17 protein-coding genes are annotated in these 13,053 nt (G+C 71.0%); 15 read left to right on the plus strand and 2 right to left on the minus strand.

Going from position 1 to position 13,053, the window contains the following annotated elements; genetic code table 11:
• Nucleotides 1-47: 47 nt before the first annotated feature.
• The 10 genes from OG439_RS41250 to OG439_RS41295 all read left to right on the plus strand — a co-directional run bounded on the left by OG439_RS41250 (nucleotide 48) and on the right by OG439_RS41295 (nucleotide 7,507).
• A complete protein-coding gene (locus OG439_RS41250) occupies nucleotides 48-776 on the plus strand; it encodes a DddA-like double-stranded DNA deaminase toxin (protein WP_326945885.1) in 729 nt (242 codons plus the stop codon).
• Complete coding sequence (locus OG439_RS41255) at nucleotides 773-1,177, plus strand: Imm1 family immunity protein (protein WP_326945886.1); 405 nt, start codon at nucleotides 773-775, stop codon at nucleotides 1,175-1,177. Before OG439_RS41250 ends, OG439_RS41255 begins: the two co-directional genes overlap by 4 nt.
• An 81-nt stretch (nucleotides 1,178-1,258) precedes the next feature.
• Nucleotides 1,259-2,230 (plus strand): porphobilinogen synthase, encoded by a 972-nt coding sequence (hemB, locus tag OG439_RS41260; protein ID WP_326945887.1) that lies wholly within the window; start codon nucleotides 1,259-1,261, stop codon nucleotides 2,228-2,230.
• A 17-nt stretch (nucleotides 2,231-2,247) separates the two neighbouring features.
• Nucleotides 2,248-2,790 carry a hypothetical protein gene (locus tag OG439_RS41265; RefSeq protein WP_326945888.1) on the plus strand — a complete coding sequence of 181 codons (543 nt, stop codon included), beginning with the start codon at nucleotides 2,248-2,250 and terminating at the stop codon, nucleotides 2,788-2,790.
• The gene (locus tag OG439_RS41270; RefSeq protein WP_326945889.1) at nucleotides 2,787-3,233 is read left to right on the plus strand and encodes a hypothetical protein; all 447 of its coding nucleotides are present in this window, start codon (nucleotides 2,787-2,789) and stop codon (nucleotides 3,231-3,233) included. Before OG439_RS41265 ends, OG439_RS41270 begins: the two co-directional genes overlap by 4 nt.
• Nucleotides 3,234-3,246: 13 nt before the next feature.
• Nucleotides 3,247-3,585: a hypothetical protein gene (locus OG439_RS41275; protein ID WP_247060296.1), complete on the plus strand. Its 339-nt coding sequence runs from the start codon at nucleotides 3,247-3,249 to the stop codon at nucleotides 3,583-3,585.
• A gap of 62 nt (nucleotides 3,586-3,647) precedes the next feature.
• Nucleotides 3,648-4,946 carry an efflux RND transporter periplasmic adaptor subunit gene (locus OG439_RS41280; RefSeq protein WP_326945890.1) on the plus strand — a complete coding sequence of 433 codons (1,299 nt, stop codon included), beginning with the start codon at nucleotides 3,648-3,650 and terminating at the stop codon, nucleotides 4,944-4,946.
• Nucleotides 4,943-5,656, plus strand: a complete 714-nt coding sequence (locus tag OG439_RS41285) for an ABC transporter ATP-binding protein (RefSeq protein WP_326945891.1) — start codon at nucleotides 4,943-4,945, stop codon at nucleotides 5,654-5,656. The genes OG439_RS41280 and OG439_RS41285 overlap by 4 nt, the downstream gene beginning before the upstream one ends.
• Complete coding sequence (locus tag OG439_RS41290) at nucleotides 5,653-6,858, plus strand: ABC transporter permease (protein ID WP_326945892.1); 1,206 nt, start codon at nucleotides 5,653-5,655, stop codon at nucleotides 6,856-6,858. Before OG439_RS41285 ends, OG439_RS41290 begins: the two co-directional genes overlap by 4 nt.
• A 10-nt stretch (nucleotides 6,859-6,868) precedes the next feature.
• Complete coding sequence (locus tag OG439_RS41295) at nucleotides 6,869-7,507, plus strand: hypothetical protein (RefSeq protein ID WP_326945893.1); 639 nt, start codon at nucleotides 6,869-6,871, stop codon at nucleotides 7,505-7,507.
• A 64-nt stretch (nucleotides 7,508-7,571) separates the two neighbouring features.
• Here OG439_RS41295 and OG439_RS41300 read toward each other — a convergent pair whose 3' ends face one another.
• A complete protein-coding gene (locus OG439_RS41300; protein ID WP_326945894.1) occupies nucleotides 7,572-8,048 on the minus strand; it encodes a TspO/MBR family protein in 477 nt (158 codons plus the stop codon).
• Between the two features lie 209 nt (nucleotides 8,049-8,257).
• Here OG439_RS41300 and hemL point away from each other — a divergent pair, with 209 nt between their 5' ends.
• The 4 genes from hemL (at nucleotide 8,258) to OG439_RS41320 (ending at nucleotide 11,228) form a co-directional block, all read left to right on the plus strand.
• Entirely contained in the window at nucleotides 8,258-9,559 is a 1,302-nt protein-coding gene (hemL, locus tag OG439_RS41305; RefSeq protein ID WP_326945895.1) for a glutamate-1-semialdehyde 2,1-aminomutase, read from the plus strand.
• On the plus strand, nucleotides 9,556-10,182 hold the full coding sequence (locus OG439_RS41310; protein WP_247060305.1) for a histidine phosphatase family protein: 627 nt from the start codon (nucleotides 9,556-9,558) through the stop codon (nucleotides 10,180-10,182). The genes hemL and OG439_RS41310 overlap by 4 nt, the downstream gene beginning before the upstream one ends.
• Entirely contained in the window at nucleotides 10,179-10,751 is a 573-nt protein-coding gene (locus OG439_RS41315) for a TlpA family protein disulfide reductase (RefSeq protein ID WP_326945896.1), read from the plus strand. Before OG439_RS41310 ends, OG439_RS41315 begins: the two co-directional genes overlap by 4 nt.
• 87 nt (nucleotides 10,752-10,838) lie before the next feature.
• Complete coding sequence (locus OG439_RS41320; RefSeq protein ID WP_326945897.1) at nucleotides 10,839-11,228, plus strand: hypothetical protein; 390 nt, start codon at nucleotides 10,839-10,841, stop codon at nucleotides 11,226-11,228.
• Nucleotides 11,229-11,328: 100 nt separating this feature from the next.
• Here the strand turns inward: OG439_RS41320 and OG439_RS41325 are convergent, their stop codons facing one another.
• Entirely contained in the window at nucleotides 11,329-11,880 is a 552-nt protein-coding gene (locus tag OG439_RS41325; RefSeq protein WP_326945898.1) for a TetR/AcrR family transcriptional regulator C-terminal domain-containing protein, read from the minus strand.
• Between the two features lie 80 nt (nucleotides 11,881-11,960).
• On the opposite strand from OG439_RS41325, the gene OG439_RS41330 reads away from it, so the two are divergent.
• Nucleotides 11,961-13,022, plus strand: coding sequence for an FAD-dependent oxidoreductase (locus OG439_RS41330; RefSeq protein ID WP_326945899.1), 1,062 nt, complete (start codon nucleotides 11,961-11,963; stop codon nucleotides 13,020-13,022).
• Nucleotides 13,023-13,053 lie beyond the last annotated feature (31 nt).

The following is a 13,053-nucleotide window of genomic DNA, read 5'->3' on the forward strand; positions in this document are numbered from 1 at the left end:
GGCCTTCACGGCTTTCCGGGATCGGCAGCCCGCCTGATAGTTGGGCGGTGAACCTCGAGGAGATCGCCGGCGCGCTCGATACGGCGCTCGACAAGGTTGACGCAGCACTGCCGCACCTGAGCGACGCCGCGACGGTCTCAGACGAATGCACTCAGACCCTCAGCGCGGCTACGCGGGGCAGCGGTGACCCGGACATCGGCGGGGCGGTCCGGGACCTGGCCGGAATGGACTTCGCGGCTCTCGAGAATCTGGTCAGGCGAGCGGCCGGAGCTGTCCGAAGCTATCGCGACGGCCTGATGGGGCAGCCGAAGGAGGACCAGCGGTCCTCCGGGACGAGCCGGCGTCTCGGCGGAGGCCAACGAGAACCGGCAGTGGTGGCAGCCGCGCGTTCCGAGCTGCCTCCGCCGGTCGTCAAGAACACCGGAGCGAAGACTCACGGCCGGTGGTCGGCCTCCGGCCTGGGGGACGATCTCCAGTCGATCGTGAGCGGCCGGAAGGACGAGCTGTACCGCGAGACGCAGGCGTACCTGGACGAGCACGGGATGGCGGGTTACTCGATCGCCACGCACGTGGAGACCAAACTCGCGGTTCACATGCGGAAGACCGGATCGACCGAGGTGACGGTCACCATCAACAACGCACCCTGCGCCGGCGAACTGAGCTGTGACACGCTGCTACCGCGGGTGCTTCCGGCCGGAGCCAGGCTGACGGTGTACGGAACGACCGAGGACGGGCACAACACGGTCCAGGTCTACACGGGAAGGGTGCAGCAGTGATCAAGGCGCAGCTCGAAGGCCACCTCCACACCGAGGACCTCCTCACCGTCGCCGACGCTGCTGACCTGGACGCACTGCTGGACCGGGTAGCCGCTGCCGGCCCCCTCCAGCTCGCGCGGTTGATCGTCGACGGTGATCCCGAAAAGGGGCTGCTGACAGTCGGCATCAACATGGACCGGGGGTTTCTCCGGCATTACCGCGCCGGCGAGGCCGTCACCTACAGCCACAACCCGTCGCCGTACCCGCTCCCGGACTACGACGAGGTCATCTACTACCTGGACCGCGCCGAGGAGTTCGCCCCTGATGACGCGGAGGTCCCCTTCGCCGATGTGCGCAGGGGTGCCCACGAATTCCTGCGGTCCGGAGGCGCTCGGCCGGCCGGGCTGAAGCCGGAAGCCTGACCGCCTGCCGGTCACCGACGAAAGTGGCCGCTGAGCACCCTTGCGGGTCTTCGGCGAAGGGGCGCGGAGTAACTTGGAGGGGTGTTCCCCGAGCATCGTCCCCGCAGGCTTCGGACCACGCCCGCTATGCGCCGGCTGGTCGGTGAAACGACTCTGCGGCCACGCCAGCTGATCCTCCCGATGTTCGTCGCCGAAGGGCTTGATCAGCCGCGGCCGATTTCGAGCATGCCGGGCGTTGTGCAGCACACCCGGGACACCCTGCGGAAGGCCGCCGTCGACGCGGTCAACGCCGGGGTCGGCGGGCTGATGCTGTTCGGCATTCCCGAGACCCGTGACGCCGAGGGCTCGGGTGCCGTCGACGAGCGCGGCATCCTCAACGTCGCCCTGCGCGACCTCCGCGCCGAGCTCGGTGACGCCACCGTGCTGATGGCCGACACCTGCCTCGACGAGTTCACCGACCACGGCCACTGCGGCGTCCTCGACGCCGACGGCGGGGTCGACAACGACGCCACGCTGCGCATCTACGCCGAGATGGCCGTCGCGCAGGCCGAAGCCGGGGCGCACGTGCTCGGGCCGTCCGGGATGATGGACGGGCAGATCGGCGTCATCCGCCGCGCGCTCGACGAGGTCGGCCACAACGACAAGGCCATCCTCGCGTACGCCGCGAAGTACGCCAGCGCGTTCTACGGCCCGTTCCGCGAGGCCGTCGACTCGCAGCTCAAGGGCGACCGCAAGACCTACCAGCAGGACCCGGGCAACGCCCGCGAGGCGCTGCGCGAGATCGAGCTGGACCTCGCCGAGGGCGCGGACATGATCATGGTCAAGCCCGCGCTGTCCTATTTGGACGTCCTCAAGGCGGCCGCGGACATCTCCCCGGTGCCGGTGGCGGCGTACAACATCTCCGGCGAGTACACGATGGTCGAAGCCGCCGCGGCCAACGGCTGGCTCGAGCGTGAGCGGACCGTCCTCGAGGTGCTGACGTCGATCCGCCGGGCCGGCGCCGACATGATCCTGACGTATTGGGCAGCCGAAGCCGCTGCGTGGCTGGACTGACCGGTTAGAGTCCTCGCGTGACCGACAAGGAAACCGAAGACCTCAGCGGTCTCACCGACGACGAACGCCGCAAACTGGGCCGCGCGCCGGATCCGGTCATGCCGGGACAGTCCGCGCCGAAGGCCGCCCCGCCGCGGCCGGTGTGGTGGTCGTTCTGGCTGTGGCTCGGCGGTGGCGTGCTGCTGATCCTGAGCTACGTCCAGCTGCTCAGCAGCAAGTCCGCGGTCATCGCGCAGTTCGTCGAGGGCACGAAGGACTCGAAGTACTCGCCGCAGATGATCGCGGACGGCGTCACGACGCTGCTGTGGTACCTGCTCGGCGGCTCGGTCGTGTTCGTGCTGCTGTTCCTGCTGTTCGCGTACAAAGCGCGCGAAGGCACCCGCTCGGCCCGGACGGTGCTCACCATCCTGCCGATCGTGATGCTGGTGCTGATCATGGTGATCGCGCCGATCATCAACTTCCTGACGCTGGCCGCGGTGCTGGTGTTCGTCGTCGCGCTGGTGCTGCTGTACCTGCCGTCGGTGGCGGGCTACTTCCCGAAGGCCGGCAAGCGCCCGTGAGCGACCGGCTCTACGCCGAGTCCGGCGTGAGCTGGGTCGCCATCGTGTGGGGCCCGGTGTTCGCCGTGGTCGGGGCGCTGGCGGAGCTGGTGACGGGTGGCCCGGTGCACCTCGTGGGCTGGCTGCTGGTCGCGTTCGGCCTGTGCGTCATCACGATCCCGTGGGTGTACGCGCGGCGCCGGTTCCTCTCGCTGGAAGTCACGACGAAGCAGCTGCGCCAGGGCCGCGAGAAGGTCCAGGCGTCCGAGCTGGCGTCGGTGACGGACGTCGGCACACCGGTCGGCGCGCGGGTGCTCGGCGGCGGCTGGTCGGTCCCGCGCAAGTACGATTCGCTGCCGCTGAAGCTGGCGGACGGCACGGTGGTGCTGGCGTGGGCGAAGGACGTCGAGGCCCTGCAGGACGCGCTGGACCGCCTCGTCCGGGCGACGCCGCGCGAGACGTGAGAAAATCCTCTCCGTGATCGACCTTCCGCAGCCCACCGGGGCCGAGCTCTGGCCGCCGGATGAATCCGGGTCCGCCGCGCGGCTGCACAAGCCGTGGCGGATTCTGGTCGCCGTTCTGGAGGTCGTGCTCGCCGTGGCGGCCGGCTGGGGCGTCTACGCCTTCTGGCACAGCGGCATGGCCACCGTGGTGACGCGCACCGACGACGGCGCCGTCCTCGAATCGCACCGGTACTTCGGCGGGCACCTCGCCGCGGCCATCGGGCTCGGCGTCGTGGCCGCGATCCTGCTGGTGGACGCGGTCCGTCAGCTCTCTCTCGCGCTGCGTGCGCGCCCCCAAAAGCAGCCGGACTGATACACAGCTCCTCCACAGGGAACGAACAGTCAATTGCTAAGCGGCGGCAGCACTGTTGCCGCATGACGCGGGTGCGTGCCTCCAGGGCATGGGTGATCAACGGTGCTCTGATCGTGCTACTGGCCGGGGCGGGATTCGGGATATACCAAGCCTTTACCCCGGCTTCGAACACGGCTCAGGCCCAGACCCGCAGCACGCAGGTGCGCCGGGCGACGGTCTCCGAGACGATTTCCGCCGCCGGGACGCTCGCCAGCAGCTACACGGGCGCGGCGAACTTCACGACGGCCGGCAAGGTGACGTCGATCGACGTGAAGGTCGGCGACGTCGTGAGCGCCGGCCAGAAGCTCGCGACCGTCGACAGCACGCAGGCGGCGAAGCAGCTTCAGGTCGCGAAGGCGAATCGCTCGGTGGCGCAAGACAGTCTCGACAGCGCCGAAACCGCCGAGGACACCCCGGCGACGGGCCAAAACAGCCAGAACAGCCAGAACAGTGCCCAGGCCGCCGCGAACAGCGTCACCTCGGCGCAGGCGAAGCTCGACCAGGCCGAGCTGGACGTCCAGACCGCGCAGACCGCGCTGGACAACACCTCGCTCTACGCGCCCGGCGCGGGCACCGTCACCGCCGTCAACGGCACGGTCGGGCAGCAGTCCTCGAGCGGCTCGGCGAGCAGTTCCCAGTCGACGTCCAGCGGCAGCGGCCAGGGCGGGCAGGGCTCGTCCAACTCCAGCGCCGCGACGTCGTCTTCTTCCAGCAGCAGCACCGGGTTCATCACCATCACGAACATGAGCGGCCTGGTCGTGACCACCTCGGTCGCCGAGATCGACGTCAGCAAGGTGAAGGCGGGCCAGAAGGCCACGGTGACGCTCAACGCGCTGCCGGACAAGCCGATCCAGGCCACCGTCTCCAGCATCAACCTGACCCCGACGACCAGCGGCAGCGTGGTCTCCTACGGCGCGCAGCTCGCGCTCACCAGCCCGCCGGACGGGCTGCGGCCCGGGCAGTCGGCCAGCGTCGTGATCACCGTCGCCGAGGCGCAGAACGCGCTGAGCGTGCCGGCCGCGGCCGTGACGACCGCCGGCAACACCAACATCGTCACCGTGCAGGAGAACGGCCGGAACGTGCCCCGCCAGGTGCAGATCGGCATCCGAGGCGAGTCGACCGTGCAGATCACGTCCGGGCTGACCGAGGGTGAGAACGTCGTGCTCACCGCGACGGCCGCGACCGGCACCGGCGGCACCGGCCGCACCGGCACCGGGGGAACGGGCGGCACCGGTGGGTTCCCGGGCGGCGGGACCGGTGGCGTGCCCGGCGGCGGCCAGCGCGGCACGGGTGCCGGCGGCGGCTTCGGCGGACGCGGATGAACCCGGTGATCGCGGTCTCCGGACTGCGCAAGACCTACGGTGCGGGGGACACCGCGGTGCACGCCCTGCGCGGCGTCGAGCTCACCGTGTGGCCCGGCGAGTACGTCGCGATCATGGGCGCGTCCGGTTCGGGCAAGTCGACGCTGCTGAACATGCTGGGCTGCCTCGACGTCCCGACGTCCGGCCAGTACCTGCTGGACGGCTTCGGCGTCGGCAAGCTCAACGAGCGTCAATTGGCGTTGCTGCGCAACCGGAAGATCGGTTTCATCTTCCAGTCGTTCAACCTCGTGCCCCGGACTTCCGCTCTGTCCAATGTGGAGCTACCGCTTGTCTACAGTGGACTCCGCCGGTCGGAACGCCGACGTCGCGCGCTCGCGGCGCTCGACATGGTCGGACTGTCCGACCGGGCCAAGCACCTGCCGAGCGAGCTGTCCGGCGGCCAGATCCAGCGCGTCGCCGTGGCGCGGGCGCTGGTCACCGGCCCGGCGATGCTGCTCGCCGACGAGCCGACCGGCAACCTGGACCGCCGCAGCACCGAGGACGTCCTCGGCGTGTTCGACCGGCTCAACCAGCTCGGCCGCACCATCGTCGTGATCACGCACGAGGACGAGGTCGCCGCGCACGCACGCCGCGTCGTCCGGGTCGACGACGGCCTGATCGTGGCGGATGACGTCACCCGGGCGTCCGGGGTCGTGGGAGCCGTGTCGTGAACCTCTTCGAAGTCCTGCGCTTCGCCGTGCGCGGGCTCACGGCGAACAAGCTGCGCTCGTCGCTCACCACGCTCGGCATCACCATCGGCGTCGCCGCGGTGATCCTGCTCGTCGCGGTCGGCAACGGCGCCTCGGCGGCCATCGCGGCGAGCATCCAGGGCCTCGGCACCAACGTCGTCAACGTCTCCCCGGCGCGCGGCGGCGGGCAGGGCGCCTCGGCCCGGCCGCTGACCGTGCAGGACGCGCACGCGCTGGTCGACCCGATCGGCGCGCCCGACGTCAAGGCCGCGTCGCCGGTCGTCAACACGACGGCCACCGCGACCTACGGGCAGACGTCGTACGACATCTCGACCGTCGCGGGCACCGAGCCCGCGTACTTCACCACCACCAACCGCGACATCGCCGAAGGCGCGCTGTTCACCAGCGAGGACGTCACGGCCGCGCGCAAGGTCGTCGTGCTCGGCCCGACGACGGCGGAGTCGATCTTCGGCAGCGGTACCGACGCGGTCGGCCAGAACGTGCTGCTCAACAGCATCCAGTTCACCGTGGTCGGGGTGCTGCAGGCCAAGGGCAGCACCGGGCTGCAGAACGCCGACGACGTCGCGATCGCGCCGATCTCGGCCGTGCAGAACTCGCTGGCCGGTTACGGCAGCCTCAGCCAGATCGCCGTCCAGGCCACCAGCGCGGACTCCGTCACGCTGGCGCAGTCCGAGATCACCGCGATCCTCAACGCGCGTCACGGCATCCGGCTCGGCGGCACCGCCGACTACCAGATCCAGAACTCCGAGCAGCTGCTCGCGACGCGGACGTCGGCGACCGAGACGTTCACCGTGCTGCTGGCGGCCGTCGCGGCGATCTCGCTGCTCGTCGGCGGCATCGGCGTCACGAACATCATGCTCGTCACGGTCACCGAGCGGATCCGCGAGATCGGCATCCGCAAGGCCATCGGCGCCCCGCGCGCGGCCATCCTCGGCCAGTTCCTCGCCGAAGCGACCATGCTCAGCCTGTTCGGCGGGCTGCTCGGCGTCGCGATCGGGCTGATCGGCAGCCGGTTCACCATCTCCGGGATCAAGCCGGTCGTGGTGCCCTCGTCGATCCTGCTCGCCTTCGCGGTATCCGCCCTGATCGGGCTGTTCTTCGGCAGTTTCCCGGCGAACCGGGCCGCCAAGCTGCGGCCGATCGACGCGCTGCGTCATGAATAAGGAGTCACCGATGTCTTCCACGACGACCCCGCCGCCCGGCCCGGGGGACGAGCCGACGGCGGTGCTCCCGGCCGTCGGCTCGGCGGGCCCCGCCGAGCCGACGGCGGAGCAGATCGTCGCCAGCCCGGCGGTCGAGGGCGACCTGAACGCCGAGATGCGCCGCGCGGCCAAGCCGTTCTCCCGCGCCACGATGGTGCTGGCCGGGCTGGTGGTGCTCGCGGCGGTGTTCGCCGGCGGCGCCTGGACGCACGCCGCGTTCGGCTCGTCCTCGGGCTCCTCTTCGGGCGCGCCGGCCGGACGTCAGGGCGGCGGCTTGGGCGGCCAGCAGGGCGGCACCCAAGGCGGCACCCAGGCCGGGACGGGCACCGGGACCGGGACCGGCACCGGCCAGCAGGGCAGCGGCTTCCGCGGGGCCGGCGGGCGTGGCACCACGGGCACGATCGACCACGTCGACGGCACAACCGTCTACGTGAAGACCGCGCAGGGCACCGACGTCAAGGTGTCCACATCGGACTCGACGACGGTCGGCGTGACCCAGCCGGGCAAGCTCGCGGACCTCAAGCCGGGCTCGACGGTGACAATCCAGGGCCAGGCCGGCGACGACGGCACGGTCGCCGCGCAGGCGATCACCCAGCAGGCCGCCCGCTGACGGGTCTGCCGCGGCTCTCGTGAGTGGTTAGGGCGGTTCTAACCGCCCTAACCACTCACGAGAGCTAGTTGAGCGCGACGATGGCGGTGTTGAGCGCGGTCGCGAAGAGGATCCAGACGAGGTAGGGCACCTGCAGCGCGGCCGCGAGCTTCGACCGGCGGGCGAACAGGACGATCGTCACGAGCACGACGACGTCCAGCACCAGGATGTCGAGCAGGGCGAGCACCGCGGCGCCGCCCTCGAAGAACAGCGGCGGCCAGAGCAGGTTGACCAGCAGGCCGATGCCGTACGCGGCGAACCCGCGGTTCTCGCCGTCGGTGCGCCAGTAGCACCAGCCGGACAGGGCGATCGTGACGTACAGCACCGTCCACACCGGACCGAACAGCGACACCGGTGGCGCCCACGACGGCAGGTCGAAGCGCTCGTAGATCTCCTTCGACGACGTCGCGGCCAGGGCGCCGACCGCCGCGACCACGGCGACGACGCCGAGGAAGCAGGCCAGCACCAGCCACGGGTTGCGCTGGGGCGCACGTTCGGTCACCGGTTGTTCCCCTCCCGGGCGGCGTGCGGCCATCTTAGGGCGGTGACGCTCGCGCGCACCCCGAGTTGCCGGTGACGGGGTCGGCGGTGCGTCGTCCGGGTTTGCGAGACTGAACCTCATTCTGGTTAGGACGGCGCTACGGGTCGCGACCGATTCGCCTTCAGTGACCTCTCGCGCCGGCCGACGGCTGAATGAGGTTCACTGGACGGGTGAGCACTGGAACCGAGCAGTCCAAGGCATGGTTCGACCGCGCTAAGGCGGCCATCCCGGGCGGGGTGAACTCGCCGGTCCGGGCGTTCAACTCGGTCGGCGGCACCCCGCGGTTCATGGTCCGCGGCGAGGGCCCGCACCTGTGGGACGCCGATGGGAACCGCTATGTCGACTTGGTGTCGTCCTGGGGCCCGATGATCCTGGGGCACGCGCACCCGGCGGTCGTCGAGGCGGCGCGCGAGGCGGCGACGTCCGGGCTGTCGTTCGGCACGCCGACCATCGGCGAGGTCGAGCTGGCCGAGGAGATCATCGGCCGGGTCGAGCCCGTCGAGCGGGTGCGGCTGGTCAACTCGGGCACCGAGGCCACGATGAGCGCGATCCGGCTGGCCCGCGGGTTCACCGGCCGCGCGAAGATCGTCAAGTTCGCCGGCTGTTACCACGGCCACGTCGACGCGCTGCTCGCTCAGGCCGGCTCCGGCGTCGCGACGCTCGGGCTGCCGACGTCGCCGGGTGTCACCGGCGCCCAGGCCGCCGACACGATCGTGCTGCCCTACAACGACCTCGACGCCGTCCGGCAGTCCTTTGTGGACAACCCGGACGCGATCGCCGCGGTGATCACCGAGGCCGCGGCGGGCAACATGGGCGCCGTCGCGCCGGACGAGGGCTTCAACGCGGGCCTGCTGGAGATCGCCCACGAGCACGGCGCGCTGCTGGTCATGGACGAGGTGATGACCGGGTTCCGCGTCTCGCGCGCGGGCTGGTTCGGCCTCGAAGGCGTGGCCGGCGACCTGTACACGTTCGGCAAGGTGATGTCCGGCGGCCTGCCGGCGGCGGCGTTCGGCGGCCGCGCCGACATCATGGCCAAGCTCGCCCCGGGCGGACCGGTCTACCAGGCCGGGACGCTGTCCGGGAACCCCGTCGCGGTGGCCACCGGCCTCGCGACGCTGCGCGCGGCCGACCAGGCCGTGTACGCGGCGCTCGACGCCAACGCGAAGCGCCTCGGCAACCTCTTCCGCCTCGCGCTGAGCGAAGCCGGCGTCGCGAACAGCGTCCAGTACGCGGGCAACCTGGTGAGCGTGTTCTTCGGCGAGCCGGCGGTCCGCGACTACGCGGGCGCGCAGGCGTCCGAGACCTGGCGCTTCCCGCCGTTCTTCCACGCGCTGCTCGACGGCGGTGTGTACGCGCCCCCGAGCGCGTACGAGGCCTGGTTCGTCAACGCGGCCATGGACGAAGAAGCGTTCTCGGTGATCGAAGCGGCGCTGCCCGCGGCGGCGCAGGCGGCGGCCGGAGCGGTCCGGTGACCACCGTCGTCCACATGCTCCGCCACGGCGAAGTCCACAACCCCGAGAAGATCCTCTACGGCCGGCTGCCCGGCTACCGGCTCTCCGAGCGCGGCCAGCGTCAGGCGCTGACCGTCGCCGAGGCCGTCGCGGGGCACGACCTCGTGCACGTCGTCGCGTCGCCGCTGCAGCGGGCGCAGGAGACGGCGGCGCCGATCGCGGCCGCGCACCGCCTCGACATCGCGACCGACGCGGAGCTGATCGAGGCCGGCAATCAGTTCGAAGGTCTGCACGTCGCGGTCGGCGACGGCGCGCTGCGGGAGCCGAAGCACTGGTCGAAGCTGACCAACCCGTTCAAGCCGTCGTGGGGCGAGCCGTACCTGGAGATCGCGCACCGGATGCTCGGCGCCGTCCACCGCGCGCGCGACGCGGCGGAGGGCCACGAGGCGCTGTGCGTCTCGCACCAGCTGCCGATCTGGACGCTCCGGCGGTTCCTCGAGGGCAAGAAGCTGTGGCACGACCCGCGCCGTCGCCAGTGCTCGCTGGCCTCGCTGACCAGCCTGGTCTTCGACGGCGACGAGCTGCGCGAGATCGTCTACAGCGAGCCCGCGGGGTCCACCGACCCGAAGGTGACCGGGGCATGAAACGGCTCCTCGTCACGCTGGCCGCGCTGGGCCTGATCGCGGGGTGCAGCGCGGGCAAGGACGCGGTCGTCCAGGGGAGCAGCTTCACGTTCGTCTCCCCGGGCGGCCAGGTCGACATCACCTACGACGTCGACCGGCGCCAGACCGCGCCCGTCCTTTCCGGCGACGACCTGATGAACGAGGGCAAGCAGCTGTCGCTGGCGGACTTCCCCGGCAAGGTCGTCGTGCTCAACCTCTGGGGCCAGTGGTGCGGGCCGTGCCGCACGGAGGCGCCCGAGATGGAGAGCCTCGCGAAGCAGGCGCCGGGGGTGCAGGTCGTCGGCATCGACGTCCGCGACCCGGCGCGTGACGCCGCGCAGGACTTCGTCCGCGACCGCGGGCTGACGTACCCGTCGATCTACGACCCGGACGGCCGGGTGCTGCTCAAGCTGAGCGGCTACCCGCGCAACATCATCCCGTCGACGATCGTGCTGGACAGACAACACCGCGTCGCGGCGGTGTTCCTGCGCCCGGTGCTGGCCCAGGACCTGCTCCCGGTCACCCAGCGCCTGGCGGCCGAACAAGCCTGATCAAGCCCAGGCTGAAACCCCTCCGCCGGCCGCGCGGTTCCCGGTACGTTCCCGGTGATCGTTTTGTCCGAACCCAGGGGGTTTCTCATGATGAAGAAGTTGGCGGCCGTGGCGTTCCTCGCCTTCGCCGTCACCACGGCCGTGTCGGCGCCCGCTTCGGCGGCACCCGCCGCTTCGACGGCACCGGTCGTTTCGGCGGCACCGGTCACGGTCCAGGGATTCACGCTGCTCAAGCAGACGAGCGGCAACGGCCGCACGCTCCGCCTGTGGCAGAACACCGGCAACGGCCTGGTGCACGGCAGCCTGTCGGGCGCCCAGTACGGCGACCAGCTGTACATCGGCAACTGCTGCTACCCGTACGTCACGTACGAGACGGTGACCAGCACCGGCCAGTACGAGCTGAACACCCAGGAGTACGGCAACTACGGCCCCCGCATCGGCGGCGTCCTCGCCGACGGCGGCCAGCTCTACCTCTGACCCGCGAGACCCGCGAGACCCGCCAGACCCGCGAGACCCGCCAGACCCGCGAAAGCCGTGAAGGCCTCCTTACCGGCCGTAAGAGCCGCGAAGGAGGCCTTCACGGCTTTTCGGCGCGCCCGACCCGGGCGGCCAGGCCGTCGATGACCACGGACAGGCCCGTCGCGAACGCCATGTCCCGCAGCGAGCGGGGCACGGCCGTGCGGCGGGCCTGTTCTTCGACCGTGAAGCCGTTCACGTAGCTCGTCACGACGTCCGCGCACGCCTCGCGCTCCGGTGAAGCCATCCCGGCGGCGGCGAGCGTGGTCAGCAGGTGGCCCAGGAACTCCCTCGCGGCCGGCCCGGGGACGCTCATCGTCGCGATGACGCGGGCGCCGTCCGGGTGGGCGAGCATCGTCTCGCGGTGGGCGTTCGCGAACGCCGTCACACGCTCCCGCCACGTCCCCGACGCGCTCAGCCCGCGGGACGCCACCGCCAGCATGTGCTCCGCGACCGCGTCCAGCAGCGCCTGCTTGTTCGCGTAGTGCCAATAGAGCGCGCCGACGCGCACGCCGAGGCGATCGGCGAGCTTGCGCGTGGTCAGCTCGTCCAGCCCGGTTTCGTCGAGCAATTCGATCGCGGCGTCCAGCACCACCGCCTGGTTCAGAGGCATCGGGACAAGTTCACCACGCCTGGCGCGATTGAGCGTTGTTCAGGTAACTTGAGCAGCGTTCAATAAGCCGGGGAGGAATCATGAGAGTCGCTGTGATCGGAGCCGGGCTCGGGGGCCTGTGCCTGGCCCAGGGCCTGCGGAAAGCCGGGATCGACGTCGACGTGTTCGAACGTGACCCGGGTGTCCGCGCCCGCTTCCAGGGCTACCGGATCGGCCTAGCCGACGTCGGCCGCGAAGCCCTGCTCGCCTGCCTGCCCGACCGGCTGCACCCGCTGCTCGACGCCGTCACGGGCGACCTCCACGGCCGCCGCGTCTTCCACGACACCCAGCTCCGGCAGCTGCGCGAGCTCGAGCCGATGACCGCGATCGCCGTCGACCGGCACGTCCTGCGCCACCTCCTGCTCGACGGCATCGACGTCCGCTTCGGCAAGCGGTTCACCGGCTACCAGGGCACCCGGGCCGGGTTCGCGGACGGCACCCACGTCGACGCCGACCTGATCGTCGGGGCCGACGGCATCACCTCCGCGGTCCGCGGCCGGCTCGCGCCGGACCTCCGGCCGAGCGACACCGGCGTCCGGTGCGTCGTCGGCCGCACCACGCTGACGCCGGAGTTCGAGTCGCTCGTCCCCGGCTTCGGCACCGGCGTCAGCGACGGCGCGGTGCAGCTCATGCTCGGCTTGATGCGCTTCCGCCGTCCGCCGCGCGAAGCCGGCCGCGAATTCGGCGTCGAGCTGCCCGACACACCCGACTACGTCCGCTGGGTGCTGCTGCCGGCGCCGGACGTCCCGGTGAAGGCCGTCGAGGGCTGGCACCCGCGGGTCCGCGCGCTGGTCGAGGCGGCCGACCCGGCCCACTCGGCAGCGCTGTCGATCCGGGTCGTCCGGCCGGAACGGCGGTGGGCACCCGGCCGCGTCACGCTCCTCGGCGACGCGATCCACGCGACGTCGCCCAGCGGTGGCAACGGCGCCAACACGGCGCTGTACGACGCACGGCTGCTGCGGGACCTGCTCGTCGAGAAGGCCGTCCCCGAAGCCGTCGAGGAGTACGAGACGCAGATGCTCGCCTACGGCGCCCAAGCCGTCGAGCACAGTGTCGCCGTGCTTGACCAGTTTCTCCCGGAACGGGCGGGACCAAGGTCCTGAACTGCTGTGAGGTAGGTCCTGTGAACCGGCC

This window comes from Amycolatopsis sp. NBC_01307 (assembly GCF_035975215.1).
Lineage (GTDB): Bacteria > Actinomycetota > Actinomycetes > Mycobacteriales > Pseudonocardiaceae > Amycolatopsis.